The sequence below is a fragment of the Streptomyces sp. Mut1 genome, assembly GCF_030719295.1.
Lineage (GTDB): Bacteria > Actinomycetota > Actinomycetes > Streptomycetales > Streptomycetaceae > Streptomyces > Streptomyces castrisilvae.
This window is the reverse complement of sequence record NZ_CP120997.1, coordinates 1,081,122-1,097,379: the sequence shown is the minus strand read 5'-3', so window position 1 is coordinate 1,097,379 and position 16,258 is coordinate 1,081,122. Positions and strand designations below refer to the sequence as shown.

Sequence of the window (16,258 nt, the reverse complement as noted above, 5' to 3'; positions counted from 1 at the left end):
GGCTGTCCGCACTCAGCGCGGCCGGATTTATTCGACCGCGCCACGTGCCCGCCCCGGACATCGCCCCTGGCCCGCCGGGCTCACACCTTGTCGACGGTCAGCTTCGAGATGTTCACGGCCTTCTTCGGCGCACCGTCGGCGCCGCCGTCGTCCACCCCGGCCTTGCCGATGGCCTCGACGGCCTTCAGCGACTTCTCGTCCATCGTGCCGAACGGCGTGTAGGTGGGCGGCAGCTTGCTGTCCTTGTAGACGAGGAAGAACTGGCTGCCGCCGGTGTGCTCCTGGCCGGTGTTGGCCATGGCCACCGTGCCCGCCGGGTACGTCACCATGCCGTCCTCGCCCGCCTTGCCCAGCGCGGTCAGGTTCTCGTCGGGGATCGTGTACTCGGGGCCGCCGGTGCCGTCGCCGTTGGGGTCGCCGCACTGCAGGACGTAGATGCCGTCCGTGGTCAGCCGGTGGCACTTCGTCCCGTCGAAGAACTTCTTGTCGGCCAGCGACTTGAAGGAGTTCGTGGTGTGCGGGGTCTTCGACGCGTCCATCGTGAACGCGATGTCGCCCTGGCTCGTCGTGAGCGACATCGTGTACTCGGCCTTCTTGTCGATCTTCATCGCCGGCTCGGGCTTCTCGCTCTTCGCCGGAGTGGGCGAGGCCTCGGCGGACGGACTCTGGCTCGCCGCCGCGTCCGTCTTGTCCTTGTCCCCGTCCCCCTTGGTGGCGAGGTACGTGCCACCGCCGATGACGGCCACCACGGCCACCGCGGACGTGATGACGAGCGTCAGCCGCCGTGTACGGCGCCGGGCCTCCTCCCGCCGCTGCTGCTGCCGCTCGTACTTCTCCCTGGCGAGCTGCCGCCGCCGCTGATCGCTGCTGACCACCGGGTGATCTCCTTGTACGTCGTGTGATCGGGCCTGGGTTGCCCCGTACGGTATATGGGTTAGCTGTGGAATGAGGAGCGCCGGTAGGCTCTGAACTGCTGCGACCTCGCAGCCGCCTTCCCCGTAGGACGACCATTAAGGACGATCGTGCTGATTGCCGGGTTCCCCGCCGGGGCCTGGGGGACCAACTGCTACCTGGTCGCCCCCGCCGCAGGTGAGGAGTGCGTGATCATCGACCCGGGCCATCAGGCGGCCCCCGGCGTCGAGGAAGCGCTGAAGAAGCATCGGCTCAAGCCCGTCGCCGTCGTCCTCACCCACGGCCACATCGACCACGTCGCCTCGGTCGTCCCGGTGTGCGGCGCGCACGACGTCCCCGCCTGGATCCACCCCGAGGACCGCTACATGATGAGCGACCCGGAGAAGGCCCTCGGCCGCTCCATCGGGATGCCGCTCATGGGCGAACTGACGGTGGGGGAGCCGGACGACGTCAAGGAGCTGAGCGACGGCGCACGGCTGCTGCTCGCGGGCATGGAATTCGGCGTCTCGCATGCGCCCGGCCATACCAAGGGGTCGGTGACGTTCAGGATGCCCGAGACGCATGAGGTCCCCCAGGTCCTCTTCTCGGGCGACCTGCTCTTCGCCGGCTCCGTCGGACGCACCGACCTGCCCGGCGGCGACCACGCCGAGCTCCTCGAGTCGCTGGCCCGTGTGTGCCTGCCGCTCGACGACTCGACCGTGGTGCTGTCCGGTCACGGCCCCCAGACGACCATCGGCCGCGAGCGCGCCACCAACCCGTACCTGAGCGGTACGGCCGGTACGGACGCGCCCCGACGAGGAATGTGACGAGAGCGGAATCGTGAGCACCTTCAAGGCCCCCAAGGGCACGTACGACCTGACCCCGCCGGACTCCGCCAAGTACCTGGCGGTGCGCGAGGCGATCGCCGCCCCGCTGCGGAACTCCGGCTACGGCTACATCGAGACCCCCGGTTTCGAGGACGTGGCCCTCTTCGCCCGCGGCGTCGGCGAGTCCACCGACATCGTGACCAAGGAGATGTACACCCTCACCACCAAGGGCGGCTCCGAGCTGGCCCTGCGCCCCGAGGGCACCGCGTCCGTGCTGCGCGCCGCCCTGGAGGCCAACCTCCACAAGCTCGGCAACCTGCCGGTCAAGCTCTGGTACTCCGGCTCGTACTACCGCTACGAGCGCCCGCAGAAGGGCCGCTACCGCCACTTCTCGCAGGTCGGGGCCGAGGCCATCGGCGCCGAGGACCCGGTGCTCGACGCCGAGCTGATCATCCTGGCCGACCAGGCGTACCGCGCGCTGGGCCTGCGCGAGTTCCGCATCCTGCTGAACTCGCTGGGCGACAAGGAGTGCCGCCCGGTCTACCGCGACGCGCTCCAGGGCTTCCTGCGCGAACTCGACCTGGACGAGGAGACCCGCCGCCGCATCGACATCAACCCGCTGCGGGTCCTCGACGACAAGCGGCCCGAGGTCCAGAAGCAGCTGGCCGGGGCCCCCGTGCTGCGCGACTACCTCTGCGACGCCTGCAAGGCGTACCACGAGCAGGTCCGCGACCTGCTCAACGAGGCGGGTGTGATCTTCGAGGACGACGAGAAGCTCGTCCGCGGCCTCGACTACTACACGCGCACCACCTTCGAGTTCGTCCACGACGGCCTCGGCTCGCAGTCCGCGGTGGGCGGCGGCGGCCGCTACGACGGCCTCTCCGAGATGATCGGCGGCCCGGCGCTCCCGTCGGTCGGCTGGGCGCTCGGCGTGGACCGCACCGTCCTGGCCCTGGAGGCGGAGGGCATCGACCTCGAACTGCCCGCCACCACCAGCGTCTTCGCCGTCCCGCTCGGCGAGGAGGCGCGCCGGGTCCTGTTCGGCGTCGTCACGCGGCTGCGCCGCGAAGGGGTGGCGGCGGACTTCGCGTTCGGCGGCCGGGGGCTGAAGGGCGCGATGAAGAGCGCCAACCGCTCGGGCGCCCGGTTCACGATCGTGGCCGGCGAGCGCGACCTGACCGACGGGCACGTCCAGCTCAAGGACATGGAGTCCGGCGAGCAGACGCCCGTACCCGTGTCCGACATCGTGGAGACGATCACCGCACGGCTCGTCTGAGGCGTGCCGGGGCGGCGGGCCGAGCGCCCGCCGCCCCCGGTGTCCCGCGTCAACCCGGTGATCGCCGGTTCATCCCGGACGGTGATTCCGCCCGGGAGGGCCGGTCACGCGCGGAGGGCCGCCGGGACGGCGCGATGCCCCTCGTCGCGGCTGCGGGGCCGTGTTCCGCTCCCTCACGGGCACCTCTCGGCGCACGCGTCTTTATGTGCATCGAACGGAGGAGCGGCCCGCCCGTACGGCACAATGACCGTGCCCCAGCAGGCTACTCAGTGACGGAAACGGCGATATGACGACTGCAGCGGTTGACCATCCCTCCTCCGACCAGGACGAGAGCAGCGGGACGCGCACCTTCGGGGGCAGCCGGGCGCTGGCCATCCTGCTGATGATCACTGGTGCCGCAGGAACCCTCGCCGCATGGGTCATCACGCACGACAAGCTCAAGATGATGGAGGACCCGTCCTTCGTCCCGGGCTGCAGTCTCAACCCGGTCGTGGCCTGCGGCAACATCATGAAGAGCGAGCAGGCCTCCGCCTTCGGCTTCCCGAACCCCTGGCTCGGGATGGTCACCTACCCCGTGATCATCGGGATCGGTCTGGCCCTGCTCGCGGGAGCCCGCTTCCGCAACTGGTACTGGCTCGGCATGAACGCGGGCACGCTGTTCGGCGTCGGCTTCTGCACCTGGCTCCAGTACCAGTCGCTGTACAACATCAACTCGCTGTGCCTGTGGTGCTGCCTGGCCTGGGTCGCCACCATCTTCATGTTCTGCTACGTCACCACCCACAACATCCGGCACGGGATCATCCCCGCGCCCGCCTGGCTGCGCAACGGGCTCACCGAGTTCCACTGGGTGCCCCCGGTGCTGTGGATCGGCATCATCGGCATGCTGATCCTGACCCGCTGGTGGGACTTCTGGACCAGCTGACCGGCCCCGTCCCGCACTGACGGCCCGGCCGGGTTGTCAGTGCGGTGACATAGGCTTCAAAACGTGGAGCCCGACCTCTTTACCGCAGCTGCCGAAGACCGCCAGGAGAAGGACCCGTCCAGCAGCCCCCTTGCTGTCCGGATGCGTCCGCGTACGCTCGACGAGGTCGTGGGCCAGCAGCATCTGCTCAAGCCGGGCTCGCCCCTGCGCCGCCTCGTCGGCGAGGCGAGCGGGGGACCGGCCGGCCCCTCGTCGGTGATCCTCTGGGGTCCGCCCGGCATCGGCAAGACGACCCTCGCCTACGTGGTCAGCAAGGCCACGAACAAGCGATTCGTCGAGCTGTCCGCGATCACCGCCGGCGTCAAGGAGGTCCGGGCCGTCATCGAGGGCGCCCGCCGGGCCACGGGTGGCTACGGCAAGGAGACCGTCCTCTTCCTGGACGAGATCCACCGCTTCTCCAAGGCCCAGCAGGACTCGCTCCTGCCCGCCGTCGAGAACCGCTGGGTCACCCTGATCGCCGCGACCACCGAGAACCCCTACTTCTCGGTCATCTCACCGCTGCTCTCCCGTTCGCTGCTGCTGACGCTGGAGTCCCTGACCGACGACGACCTGCGCGGCCTGCTGCGCCGGGCACTGACCGACGAGCGCGGGCTCGGCGCAGCGGTGACGCTGCCGGAGGACGCCGAGGAGCACCTGCTGCGCATCGCGGGGGGCGACGCGCGCCGTGCGCTGACGGCCCTGGAGGCCGCGGCCGGGGCCGCGCTGTCCAAGCAGGAGGCGGAGATCAGCCTCCTCACCCTGGAGGAGACCGTCGACCGGGCGGCCGTGACGTACGACCGGGACGGCGATCAGCACTACGACGTGGCGAGCGCCCTGATCAAGTCGATCCGCGGCTCGGACGTCGACGCGGCGCTGCATTACCTGGCCCGCATGATCGAGGCGGGGGAGGACCCGCGGTTCATCGCCCGGCGTCTGATGATCTCGGCCAGCGAGGACATCGGCCTCGCCGATCCGACGGCGCTGCCGACCGCGGTGGCGGCGGCGCAGGCGGTGGCCCTGATCGGTTTCCCGGAGGCGGCCCTCACCCTCAGCCACGCCACCATCGCCCTCGCGCTCGCCCCGAAGTCCAACGCGGCCACACTGGCGATCTCCGCCGCCCGGGAGGACGTGCGCAAGGGGCTGGCCGGCCCGGTCCCGGCCCATCTGCGCGACGGCCACTACAAGGGCGCGGCCAAGCTGGGCCACGCCCGGGGCTACGTCTACCCGCACGATGTGCCCGGCGGCATCGCCGCCCAGCAGTACGCCCCGGACGCTGTGCGCGACAAGCACTACTACCGCCCCACCCGCTACGGCGCCGAGGCGCGTTACGCGGACGTGGTGGACCGGGTCAGGGAGCGGCTCGGCCGGACGGCCGCCGAGGACGGTGCGGACCGGGCCTGATCCGGACCGCCGCCCCGGCCACGGCGGCGGCCGTCCGTATCCCGGCCCCGCCCCTCAGCGCGCGGCCGCCTCGAACAGCGTGTGCATGGCGTGGCTCAGCTCCGCCACGTCGCGCACCGGCTCGGGGAACTCGAAGCGCGCGTCGAAGCAGCCGCCGTCCCGCTCGCAGAAGCGCACCCGCAGCCCCAGCCGGTCCAGCGCCAGGGGCACCACGGCCGGCCGGTGCGCCGCGCAGGTGCAGGCCGCCCGCTCGCCGAGCAGCCCGCACAGCGTCGCCAGCTGCTCGCCGTGTGCCGAGTACAGGTGCTGGAGCAGGTCCGTCTCATGGACGGCGAGAGGATCGGGGACCGCGTCGCGGAAGTCCTCCGCGTCGACGCACTCCTCGCCCCACAGGTCGTCGATGTGGGCCTCGCCCGTCTCCAGCCGCAGCAGCATCCGGCCGGGGCCCGCCATGCCGGGCACGGAGGTCAGCCAGCCGCCGACCCGGGCGCGGCCGCGGATACGGTGGGGTACGGAGACGGGGGCGACGTCCGTGATCTCCAGCACGGCCGAGAGCTCGTCGTCCTGGGCGTGCGTCGCGGCCCGCACGGCCGGGGAATCGGCGGGGAGTTCCAGGAACAGGTCACCGTCGGGTCCCACACTGCGGGACAGCGGCATGAGCTGGTCCGAGGCGGACCGGTCGAGCCCGGGAACGAGCAGTACCGCCGAGCAGGTACTCTGTACGAGAGTTCGTGTGCGCTCGGCTGCTGACGGCATCCGTGTGTTTTCAAGCCCGCTGGGACGCGGCTGACCACGATCTGATCGGTCCTCCGTCGTTTCGACGCCTTCAGGCGCGTCGATGCTGTCTGTGCTGTCCGTGACGTGTGTGGTGTTCCCAGGGCGAGACATGCGATCTCCTTGAGTAAGGTGAGCCTAACCTAACCTACAACGGAGGTCTGGAGAACGTGCCTAATCAGTCGCGTCCCAAGGTCAAGAAGAGCCGTGCGCTCGGCATCGCGCTGACGCCGAAGGCGGTCAAGTACTTCGAGGCCCGCCCCTACCCGCCGGGCGAGCACGGCCGCGGCCGCAAGCAGAACTCGGACTACAAGGTCCGTCTGCTGGAGAAGCAGCGTCTGCGTGCGCAGTACGACATCAGCGAGCGCCAGATGGCGCGTGCCTACGACCGCGCCAAGAAGGCCGAGGGCAAGACGGGCGAGGCGCTCGTCGTCGAGCTCGAGCGCCGCCTCGACGCGCTGGTCCTGCGTTCCGGTATCGCCAAGACGATCTACCAGGCGCGCCAGATGGTCGTCCACGGCCACATCGAGGTCAACGGCGGCAAGGTCGACAAGCCGTCGTTCCGCGTCCGCCCGGACGACATCGTCATGGTCCGTGAGCGCAGCCGCGACAAGCACCCCTTCCAGGTTGCTCGCGAGGGTGGTTACGACACCGACGGTGAGACCCCGCGCTACCTGCAGGTGAACCTGAAGGCCCTGGCCTTCCGCCTTGACCGGGACCCGAACCGCAAGGAAATCCCCGTGATCTGCGACGAGCAGCTCGTCGTCGAGTACTACGCCCGCTGATCCAGGCGTAGCCGCTCGTCACCGGCGCTCAGGCCCGCCCCTTCCCGATGCCGGGGAGGCGGCGGGCCTTCGCGTTCCGCCGGGCGCGGGCGGGGCGCTCCCGGCCGGCTCGTCGGTGCCCGCCCGAGCCCGCTCCCGCCCGCCCGCCCGGCCCAGGAGTGCCCGGCCGACCACCGCGTCGGGCCCCAGCTCACCGCCCGCCCGCAGGGCGCTCGCGTACCGCCCCCCGCCCAGCTCGCGCAGGGCCAGCTCCTCGCAACGGGCCCGGGGCACCCCGTAGTGCGCCGAGCCGAACAGCGGCAGCCCCACCGATGGCCAGATCCGGTCGGCGGCTCCCTGGAGCAGCGCCGCCTCGGCCGCGTCGCCCTCGGTCACCGTGACGAGCGCCAGCAGCTCCAGGGACAGGACGGTGCCGAGCAGGTCGTTGAAGGCGTGGCTGATGGACAGCGACTTCTCGAGCAGTTCCCGCGCCCGCTCCGGGCGCCCGCGCTGCAAGGTGGCGTAGGCCAGGACGTACAGCGCGTAGCTCAGGGCCCACTGCTCGCCGTGGTCCTCGCAGATGTCCCGGACCTCCTCGCAGATCACCGCCGCCCGCTCCAGATCGCCCAGGAAGCCGGTGGACATGGCCAGTTCGACCTGGGCCATCAGGACGTTGCTGTTCAGCTCGCCCAGTTCGCGGTAGCGGCCGAGCGCGTCGTCCAGCAGGTCCCGGGCGCGCTCCAGGTCGTCGGTGACGAGGGCCAGGCAGCCGGTGCGGTGCACGGCGTACGCGGCGGCCGTGGCGTCTCCAGCCTCTTCCGCCTCCTCCCGGCACTCGGTGAGGGCGGAGATCGCGCCGACCGGGTCGCCCTGGAGCACCGCGACGTACCCCAGCACCCACAGGGCCTTCAGCCGCGAGGCGTCGTACGGGGTCTCCTCCTCCAGGACGTGGTCCAGCCAGTGCCGGCCCTCGGACAGCCGCCCGCAGCCGACCCACAGGAACCAGAGCGTGCCCGCCAGGTACTGGGCGAGATGCGCCTCCTGCGGCGATTCCAGCGAACACTCCATGGCCCGGCGCAGATTGGGCAGCTCGCTCTCCACCCGGGCCGCGACCTCCGCCTGCCGGGGGCTGAACCAGTCCAGCTCGCACCAGGTCGCGAGCCCCAGGAACCAGTCCCGGTGCCGCCTGCGCAGCCGGTCGGTGTCCCCGGTGGCCGCCAGCCACTCGGCGCCGTACTCGCGCACGGTGTCCAGCATCCGGTAGCGGGTGCCCGCGGGGGAGTCCTCGCGCAGCACCACGGACTGGGCGAGCAGCCCGGAGAGTACGTCGAGCACGGAGTCGGCGGGCAGGTCGGGGCCGCTGCAGATGTACTCGACCGCCTCCAGGTCGAACTGCCCGGCGAAGACCGAGAGCCGGGCCCACAACAGCCGTTGCGGCGGGGCGCAGAGTTCATGGCTCCAGCCGATCGCCGTACGCAGCGTCTGGTGCCGGTCCAGCGCGCTGCGGCTGCCGCCGGTCAGCAGCCGGAACCGGTCGTCGAGCCGTTGCAGCACCTGCTCGGTCGACAACGCGCGCAGCCGCCCGGCCGCGAGTTCCAGAGCGAGCGGGATCCCGTCCAGCCGGCGGCACAGGTCCTGGGCCGGGCCGCGGCTGTGCTCGGTCAGCCGGAAGTCCGGCCGCACCCCGGCGGCCCGCTCGGCGAAGAGCCGCAGGGCGTCCTCGTCGGTCATGGTGGCGAGCGGGTAGACGGCCTCGCCGGCCAGTTCCAGCGGTAGCCGGCCGGCCGCGAGCACCCGCAGCCCGGGGGCGCGGCGCAGCAGGTCCCGTACCAGCGCGGCGCAGTCGTCCACCAGGTGTTCGAAGCCGTCGAGGACCAGCAGGAGGTCACGGTCGGCGCAGTGTTCGATCAGCGCCGCGCGGGGCGGCCGGGGGGTGTGATCGGTGAGGCCCAGCGCGTCGGCGACGGCGTGTTCCAGCAGCCCGGCGTCGTGGACGGCGGACAGTTCCACCAGCCACACGCCGTCGCAGTACCGTTTCTCCAGAAGCGCCGCCGCCCGCGTGGCCAGCCGGGTCTTGCCCACGCCGCCCACCCCGATGACGGTGACGAGCCGGGATTCCTCCAGCATCCGGGCGACATCGGCCAGCTCGTTCTCCCGGCCCACGAAGTGGTTCAGCTCGGCCGGAAGGTTGCCCGGCAGCGGGTGCGCGCCATCGTCTCCGGCGGCGGCCGGGGAAGCGGAATCGTCGGCGGGCGGCAGTGGGCGCTGAGGGCGTCGCATGAAACACGCAGAGTACTGGCTTGAAAGCTCTCCGTACAATCTCGTCGCCCGAACTCCTGCGGCCCGGCCGGTCATGCGGTACGGGGCGTGAGCCCTGGCGCGATAGGCTCGGGGGACGGCGACCGGCCGCCAGGGCCTGTCGTCCCGTTCCCGTCCGCCGGCCGGGCGAACGACGGGAATGTGACGACAAGCCCTCCGGCGGCCCTCGCCGAGGAGCAGGAGAACAAGACAGACGACAAGCCAGAGAGCGCGGGTGCACTGTGTCCGGTGGTGAGGTGGCCGGGATCCTGGTGGCCGTCTTCTGGGCGATCCTGGTTTCGTTCCTCGCCGTCGTGCTGGTGAGGCTCGCCCAGACGCTCAGAGCGACCACCAAACTCGTGGCGGACGTGACCGAACAGGCCGTCCCCCTGCTCGCGGACGCCTCCGCGACCGTACGCTCGGCGCAGACCCAGCTCGACAAGGTCGACGCGATCGCGACGGACGTGCAGGAGGTCACCTCCAACGCCTCGGCGCTCTCGACCACCGTCGCCTCCGCCTTCGGCGGCCCGCTGGTCAAGGTCGCGGCGTTCGGCTACGGGGTGCGGCAGGCCATCGGCCGCAAGTCCGCTCCCGAACCGGAGGCGCGTTCGAGGCGCTCGGTGATCGTCGGCCGGACCGTGCCGTCGGCGCGCGGCAGGAAGCGCGACGGCAGAAATTCCCGCGGATCGAAGGACTGACGCAGCGATGTTCCGCCGTACGTTCTGGTTCACCGCCGGCGCAGCCGCCGGGGTGTGGGCCACCACCAAGGTCAACCGGAAGATCAAGCAGCTGACCCCCGAGAGCCTCGCGGCGCAGGCCGCCGACAAGGCTCTCGTCGCAGGTCACAAGCTCAAGGACTTCGCGCTGGACGTCCGCGACGGCATGGTCAGGCGCGAGGCCGAACTGGGCGAGGCGCTGGGCCTGGAGGCACCGGCCGGCCCCGAACTCCCGGTGCGGCGCAACCTCGCCGTCGAGGCCGCCGAGCCCGAGGCGCCCGCGGCCCACCGCAAGCTTCCCTACCACTCGTACAACCGGAATGAGGACCACTGATGGAGTCGGCAGAAATTCGCCGCCGCTGGCTGAGCTTCTACGAGGAGCGCGGTCACACCGTTGTCCCTTCGGCGTCGCTCATCGCGGACGACCCGACTCTGCTGCTGGTCCCCGCGGGCATGGTGCCCTTCAAGCCGTACTTCCTCGGTGAGGTCAAGCCGCCCGCCCCGCGCGTCACCAGCGTGCAGAAGTGCGTGCGCACGCCGGACATCGAAGAGGTCGGCAAGACCACCCGGCACGGCACGTTCTTCCAGATGTGCGGCAACTTCTCCTTCGGCGACTACTTCAAGGAAGGCGCCATCGAGTACGCCTGGGAGCTGCTGACCGGCTCCGTGGCGGACGGCTGCTTCGGGCTCGACCCCGAGCGCCTGTGGATCACCGTCTACCTGGACGACGACGAGGCCGAGGCCATCTGGCGCGACAGGATCGGCGTCCCCGCCGAGCGCATCCAGCGCCTCGGCAAGAAGGACAACTTCTGGTCCATGGGCGTCCCCGGCCCCTGCGGCCCCTGTTCCGAGATCAACTACGACCGCGGCCCCGAGTTCGGCGCCGAGGGCGGCCCGGCCGTCAACGACGAGCGGTACGTGGAGATCTGGAACCTGGTCTTCATGCAGTACGAGCGCGGCGCGGGCGAGGGCAAGGACGACTTCCCGATCCTCGGCGACCTGCCGTCCAAGAACATCGACACCGGCCTCGGCCTCGAACGCCTCGCGATGATCCTGCAGGGCGTGCAGAACATGTACGAGACGGACACCCTGCGCGTCGTCATGGACCGGGCCACCGGGCTGACCGGTGTGCGCTACGGCGCGGCCCACACCACCGACGTCTCGCTCCGCGTGGTCGCCGACCACATCCGCACCTCCGTCATGCTCATCGGCGACGGAGTGACCCCCGGCAACGAGGGCCGCGGCTATGTGCTGCGCCGCATCATGCGCCGCGCCATCCGCAACATGCGGCTGATGGGCGCCACCGGCTCCGTCGTGAACGAGCTGGTCGACGTCGTGATCGAGACGATGGGCCAGCAGTACCCGGAGCTGATCACCGACCGCAAGCGCATCGAGACCGTCGCGCTCGCCGAGGAAGCCGCCTTCCTCAAGGCACTCAAGGGCGGCACCAACATCCTGGAGACCGCTGTCACCGAGACCAAGGCCGCCGGCGGCCGGGTGCTCCCGGGTGACAAGGCGTTCCTGCTCCACGACACCTGGGGCTTCCCGATCGACCTCACCCTGGAGATGGCCGCCGAACAGGGCCTGTCCGTGGACGAGGACGGGTTCCGCCGCCTCATGCAGGAGCAGCGCGCCAAGGCCAAGGCCGACGCCAAGGCCAAGAAGACCGGCCACGCCGACCTGTCCGCGTACCGCCAGGTCGCCGACAACTCCGGCGTCACCGAGTTCACCGGCTACACCATGACCGAGGGCGAGTCGACGATCGTCGGCCTCCTCGTCGACGGTGTCCCCTCGCCCGCGGCCACCGAGGGCGACGAGGTCGAGGTCGTCCTCGACCGCACCCCGTTCTACGCCGAGGGCGGCGGCCAGCTCGCCGACCAGGGCCGCATCCGGCTCGACAGCGGCGCCGTCATCGTGGTGCGCGACGTCCAGCAGCCGGTCCCCGGCGTCTCCGTCCACAAGGGCTCCGTCCAGGTCGGCGAGGTGACGGTCGGTTCCTCCGCCTACGCGGCCATCGACTCCACCCGCCGCCGCGCCATCGCCCGCGCCCACAGCGCGACGCACCTCACGCACCAGGCGCTGCGCGACGCGCTCGGCCCGACGGCCGCCCAGGCCGGTTCGGAGAACTCCCCGGGCCGCTTCCGCTTCGACTTCGGCTCGCCCGCCGCCGTACCCGGCACGGTCCTCACCGACGTCGAGCAGAAGATCAACGAGGTCCTGGCCCGCGAGCTCGACGTGCAGGCCGAGGTCATGTCCATCGACGACGCCAAGAAGCAGGGCGCCATCGCGGAGTTCGGTGAGAAGTACGGCGAGCGGGTCCGCGTCGTCACCATCGGCGACTTCTCCAAGGAGCTGTGCGGCGGCACGCATGTGCACAACACCGCTCAGCTCGGCCTGGTCAAGCTGCTCGGCGAGTCGTCCATCGGCTCCGGCGTGCGCCGCATCGAGGCCCTCGTCGGCGTCGACGCCTACAACTTCCTCGCCAAGGAGCACACGGTCGTCGCCCAGCTCCAGGAGCTGGTCAAGGGCCGCTCCGAGGAGCTGCCGGAGAAGATCGCGGGCATGCTCGGCAAGCTGAAGGACGCCGAGAAGGAGATCGAGAGGTTCCGCGCGGAGAAGGTCCTCGCGGCCGCCGCCGGCCTCGCCGGCTCCGCGAAGGACGTCCGGGGCATCGCCCTGGTCACCGGCCAGGTCCCGGACGGCACATCCGCCGACGACCTGCGCAGGCTCGTCCTGGACGTGCGCGGCCGTATCCAGGGCGGTCGCCCCGCCGTGGTCGCCCTGTTCACGACGGCCAACGGGCGCCCGCTGACCGTCATCGCGACCAACGAGGCGGCCCGCGAGCGCGGCCTCAAGGCCGGCGACCTCGTCCGCACGGCCGCCAAGACCCTCGGCGGCGGGGGCGGCGGCAAGCCGGACGTCGCCCAGGGCGGCGGCCAGAACCCGGACGCGATCGGTGACGCCGTCGCCGCCGTCGAACGCCTCGTCACCGAGACGGCGTGACGCCGGACATGCCGCGGATGCGCCGCGGTCGCCGGCTGGCGATCGATGTCGGGGACGCCCGGATCGGGGTGGCCTCCTGCGACCCCGACGGCATCCTCGCGACGCCGGTGGAGACCGTGCCGGGACGCGACGTCCCGGCCGCCCACCGGCGGCTCGGCCAGATCGTCGCGGAGTACGAGCCGATCGAGGTCGTCGTGGGCCTCCCGCGCTCCCTGGGCGGCGGGGAGGGGCCGGCCGCCGTCAAGGTCCGCGCCTTCGCCGACGTGCTCGCTCGCGCGGTTGCACCCATTCCGGTGCGCTTGGTGGACGAGAGGATGACCACAGTGACGGCGAGTCAGGGGCTGCGCGCCTCGGGCGTGAAGTCCAAAAAGGGCCGTTCCGTCATCGATCAGGCTGCCGCTGTGGTGATCCTTCAGAACGCTCTGGAGTCCGAGCGGGCGTCGGGCAATCCTCCCGGCGAGGGCGTCGAAGTGGTTGTCTGATCGCATTACGGTAACGTTCCGCGCGATGCGGCGGTGGTCGGACGGACACCGCACAGCAAAGAGACGGGACATCGTCTCGCGGCCCTAGGGGATCGATGACTGAGTATGGCCGGGGCCCCGGCTCCGAACCGTGGCATCCCGAGGACCCCTTGTACGGGGACCAGGGATGGGGCGGCCAGCAGCCTGCCCACGGCCAGGGTCAGTACGACGGCCAGGGCCAGTACGACGGCGGCCAGGACCAGTACGGCGGACAGCAGCAGCAGTCCTACCCGCAGGGCCAGTACGACGGCGGCCAGAACCAGTACGGCGGACAGCAGCAGCCCTACCCGCAGGGCCAGTACGACCCGTACCAGCAGCAGCCGCACGATCCCTACGCGCAGCAGCAGCCGCAGCAGCAGGACCCGTACGCCCAGCAGCAATACCAGCAGCAGCAGGCGTACGGGAACCAGCAGGACCCGTACAACCAGCAGCAGCCCTACGATCCCTCCTGGGACACGGGCCAGCAGGCGGCCGCGATGCCGCCGTACGAGGGCCAGCCCGTCGCCACGTACGGCTACGGCGAGACGAACGACTACTACGGCACCCCTGACGCCTACCCGCCCCCGCAGCCGCCGGGCCGCCGCGAGGCCGCCCCCGCCGAGGCGTCCGAGCCGCACCCGGACTGGGACCCCGAGCAGCAGCCGGAGGAGACCCACCCGTTCTTCACGGGCGTGGACGAGAAGGACGGCAAAGGCGCCAAGGACGACGACTACGACGACGAGGACGACGACCCCCGCGAGTCCCGCCGCGGGGACGGCGGCGAGCGCCGGGGCAAGGGCAAGAAGAAAAAGGGCCGCAGCGGCTGCGCCTGTCTGGTCGTCTCCCTCGTCCTGGTCGGCGGCGTCGCCGGCGCGGGCTACTACGGCTACTCCTTCTACAAGGACAGGTTCGGCGCGGCCCCGGACTACTCGGGCAGCGGCTCGGGCTCGGTCGAGGTGGAGATCCCGAAGGGCGCGTACGGCTACGACATCGGCAACATCCTGAAGAAGGCGGGCGTCGTCAAGAGCGTCGACGCCTTCGTCTCCGCACAGAACGAGAACCCCAAGGGGAAGTCGATCCAGGCCGGGGTCTATCTCCTTCATTCGGAGATGTCGGCGTCCGAGGCCGTGAAGATGATGGTCGACCCGAAGAGCCAGAATCTTCTGGTGATTCCCGAGGGAACCCGCAATGTGGCCGTCTACGCGATGGTCGACAAGAAGCTGGACCTCAAGAAGGGCACGACCCAGGGAATTGCCAAGTCCATGAAGTCCGATCTGGGTCTGCCTGGCTGGGCGAGCAAGAACAAGGACATCAAGGACCCGCTGGAAGGATTCCTTTACCCGGCCGCGTATCCGGTGACGAAGGAAACCAAGCCGGAGGCGATTCTCAAGAAGATGGTCTCCCGGTCGAACGAGGAATACGAGAAGCTCGACCTAGAGGGAGCGGCCAAGAAGTACAAGCTGGACGACCCGTGGCAGGTTCTCACCGTCGCCAGCCTGGTCCAGGCGGAAGGCCTTACGCACGACGACTTCCGCAAGATGGCCGAGGTCGTCTACAACCGGCTGAAGCCGGACAACACGATCACGAATCGTAAGCTTGAATTCGACTCCGCCTACAACTACCTCACCAATCAGAGCAAGATCAAAATCAAGTTGAGTGAGATCCGGAACGACCCGGACCCCTACAACACCTATTATCACGCCGGCCTTCCTCCAGGCCCTATCGGCAACCCGGGCGACGAAGCCCTGCGCGCGACTCTCAATCCGACCGCCGGTGGGTGGATGTTCTTCATCTCGCTCGACGGAAAGAAGACCGATTTCACCAAGACGGTCGCAGAGCATGCCAGACTCACTGAGAAATTCAATGAACTCCATAATTCCGACTGACGGCCCCCGCCGCGCAGCCGTCCTCGGCTCGCCCATCGCCCACTCGCTCTCCCCGGTCCTGCACCGGGCCGCCTACGCCGAGCTGGGGCTCGACGGCTGGTCGTACGACCGGTTCGAGGTCGACGAGCAGGCACTGGCGGGGTTCATCGAGGGGCTGGACGGGAGCTGGGCGGGGCTCTCGCTCACCATGCCGCTCAAGCGGGCGATCATCCCGTTGCTGGACGGGATCAGCGCGACCGCTGCCTCCGTCGAGGCCGTGAACACCGTCGTCCTCGGCGAGGACGGGCGCCGCACGGGGGACAACACCGACATCCCCGGCATGATCGCCGCACTGCGTGAACGCGGCGTCGGGACGGTGGAGTCCGCCGCGATCCTCGGCGCCGGGGCGACCGCCTCCTCCGCGCTGGCCGCGCTGTCCGGGATCTGCGCCGGACCCGTCACGGCCTATGTGCGCAGCGCGGCCCGAGCCGACGAGATGCGCGGCTGGGGTGAACGCCTCGGCGTCGACGTCCGGATCGCCGACTGGGCACAGGCCGACCGGGCGCTGACCGCGCCCCTCGTCATCGCGACCACCCCCGCCGGGGCGGCCGACGCGCTGGCCGGTGCCGTGCCGGAGCGTCCCGGCACGCTGTTCGACGTGCTGTACGAGCCGTGGCCCACCCGGCTCGCCTCCGCCTGGGCCGAGCGCGGGGGCACAGTCCTCGGAGGTCTCGACCTTCTGGTGCATCAGGCCGTCCTCCAGGTCGAGCAGATGACCGGCCGCTCACCCGCGCCCCTGGCCGCCATGCGGAAGGCCGGAGAACAGGCGCTGGCCGCCCGCTGAAGCCTGCCCGGTCCTTGTCCTTCCGTCCGTCTGCTGGACCGGCGGCCGTTCCGGAGCCGTGGCCGTGGGAGGATCGGGGGCGGCGGGCCAGGGCCGCGCACCCGGTCGCGCCGTTGGATTTCAGGCGCGAGCATGAGG

The 16,258-nt window shown here is 70.6% G+C and carries 14 protein-coding genes; 11 read left to right on the top strand and 3 right to left on the bottom strand.

Going from position 1 to position 16,258, the window contains the following annotated elements; all coding sequences use genetic code 11:
* Positions 1-80: 80 nt before the first annotated feature.
* Complete coding sequence (locus P8A18_RS04415) at positions 81-875, bottom strand: peptidylprolyl isomerase (protein ID WP_306051942.1); 795 nt, start codon at positions 873-875, stop codon at positions 81-83.
* A gap of 147 nt (positions 876-1,022) precedes the next feature.
* On the opposite strand from P8A18_RS04415, the gene P8A18_RS04410 reads away from it, so the two are divergent.
* From P8A18_RS04410 to P8A18_RS04395, 4 genes are all read left to right on the top strand, one after another.
* The gene (locus P8A18_RS04410) at positions 1,023-1,718 is read left to right on the top strand and encodes an MBL fold metallo-hydrolase (protein ID WP_306051941.1); all 696 of its coding nucleotides are present in this window, start codon (positions 1,023-1,025) and stop codon (positions 1,716-1,718) included.
* 13 nt (positions 1,719-1,731) lie between these two features.
* Positions 1,732-2,994 (top strand): histidine--tRNA ligase, encoded by a 1,263-nt coding sequence (hisS, locus tag P8A18_RS04405; RefSeq protein WP_306051940.1) that lies wholly within the window; start codon positions 1,732-1,734, stop codon positions 2,992-2,994.
* A 286-nt stretch (positions 2,995-3,280) separates the two neighbouring features.
* The gene (locus tag P8A18_RS04400) at positions 3,281-3,916 is read left to right on the top strand and encodes a vitamin K epoxide reductase family protein (protein WP_306051939.1); all 636 of its coding nucleotides are present in this window, start codon (positions 3,281-3,283) and stop codon (positions 3,914-3,916) included.
* A gap of 63 nt (positions 3,917-3,979) precedes the next feature.
* Complete coding sequence (locus tag P8A18_RS04395) at positions 3,980-5,356, top strand: replication-associated recombination protein A (RefSeq protein WP_306051938.1); 1,377 nt, start codon at positions 3,980-3,982, stop codon at positions 5,354-5,356.
* A 54-nt stretch (positions 5,357-5,410) separates the two neighbouring features.
* Here the strand turns inward: P8A18_RS04395 and P8A18_RS04390 are convergent, their stop codons facing one another.
* Positions 5,411-6,112, bottom strand: coding sequence for a DUF2470 domain-containing protein (locus P8A18_RS04390; RefSeq protein ID WP_306051937.1), 702 nt, complete (start codon positions 6,110-6,112; stop codon positions 5,411-5,413).
* A gap of 188 nt (positions 6,113-6,300) precedes the next feature.
* Between P8A18_RS04390 and rpsD the strand changes: the two genes are divergently transcribed.
* Positions 6,301-6,915, top strand: a complete 615-nt coding sequence (gene rpsD / locus P8A18_RS04385) for a 30S ribosomal protein S4 (protein ID WP_018103888.1) — start codon at positions 6,301-6,303, stop codon at positions 6,913-6,915.
* An 18-nt stretch (positions 6,916-6,933) separates the two neighbouring features.
* Here the strand turns inward: rpsD and P8A18_RS04380 are convergent, their stop codons facing one another.
* Positions 6,934-9,174: an ATP-binding protein gene (locus tag P8A18_RS04380; protein ID WP_306051936.1), complete on the bottom strand. Its 2,241-nt coding sequence runs from the start codon at positions 9,172-9,174 to the stop codon at positions 6,934-6,936.
* A gap of 275 nt (positions 9,175-9,449) precedes the next feature.
* Here P8A18_RS04380 and P8A18_RS04375 point away from each other — a divergent pair, with 275 nt between their 5' ends.
* From P8A18_RS04375 to P8A18_RS04350, 6 genes are all read left to right on the top strand, one after another.
* On the top strand, positions 9,450-9,890 hold the full coding sequence (locus tag P8A18_RS04375; protein ID WP_018551381.1) for a DUF948 domain-containing protein: 441 nt from the start codon (positions 9,450-9,452) through the stop codon (positions 9,888-9,890).
* A 7-nt stretch (positions 9,891-9,897) separates the two neighbouring features.
* A complete protein-coding gene (locus P8A18_RS04370; RefSeq protein ID WP_306051935.1) occupies positions 9,898-10,242 on the top strand; it encodes a DUF6167 family protein in 345 nt (114 codons plus the stop codon).
* A complete protein-coding gene (gene alaS, locus P8A18_RS04365) occupies positions 10,242-12,911 on the top strand; it encodes an alanine--tRNA ligase (protein ID WP_306051934.1) in 2,670 nt (889 codons plus the stop codon). The genes P8A18_RS04370 and alaS overlap by 1 nt, the downstream gene beginning before the upstream one ends.
* 8 nt (positions 12,912-12,919) lie before the next feature.
* Positions 12,920-13,393, top strand: coding sequence for a Holliday junction resolvase RuvX (gene ruvX / locus P8A18_RS04360; protein WP_199783776.1), 474 nt, complete (start codon positions 12,920-12,922; stop codon positions 13,391-13,393).
* Between the two features lie 95 nt (positions 13,394-13,488).
* The gene (gene mltG, locus P8A18_RS04355; protein WP_306051933.1) at positions 13,489-15,297 is read left to right on the top strand and encodes an endolytic transglycosylase MltG; all 1,809 of its coding nucleotides are present in this window, start codon (positions 13,489-13,491) and stop codon (positions 15,295-15,297) included.
* Positions 15,275-16,120 carry a shikimate dehydrogenase gene (locus P8A18_RS04350; protein ID WP_306051932.1) on the top strand — a complete coding sequence of 282 codons (846 nt, stop codon included), beginning with the start codon at positions 15,275-15,277 and terminating at the stop codon, positions 16,118-16,120. The genes mltG and P8A18_RS04350 overlap by 23 nt, the downstream gene beginning before the upstream one ends.
* Positions 16,121-16,258 lie beyond the last annotated feature (138 nt).